The following is a 236-nucleotide window of genomic DNA, read 5'->3' on the forward strand; positions in this document are numbered from 1 at the left end:
CCGGCCACCGGCTCGGCCGTGCTGGCGGGGGTGCTGCTGAAGATGGGCACCTACGGGTTCGTGCGCATCGCCATGCCCATCCTGCCCGAAGCCTGGCGGGCCTGGGCCTGGGTGATCGTGGCCGTCGGCGTCGTCTCGGTGCTCTACGGGGCGTTCGTAGCCCTGGCCCAGACGGATCTCAAGCGGATGATCGCCTACACCTCGGTCAATCACATGGGCTACATCGTCCTGGCCCT

The 236-nt window shown here is 68.2% G+C and carries 1 protein-coding gene; it reads left to right on the plus strand.

Features of this window, described 5'->3' with window-relative positions; all coding sequences use genetic code 11:
- A partial coding sequence (locus tag ACPYN7_RS18085; protein WP_424348569.1) for a proton-conducting transporter membrane subunit occupies positions 1–236 on the plus strand: 236 nt, incomplete at both ends.

The sequence above is a fragment of the Kocuria sp. CH-021 genome, assembly GCF_049716185.1.
GTDB classification, from domain to species: domain Bacteria; phylum Actinomycetota; class Actinomycetes; order Actinomycetales; family Micrococcaceae; genus Kocuria; species Kocuria cellulosilytica.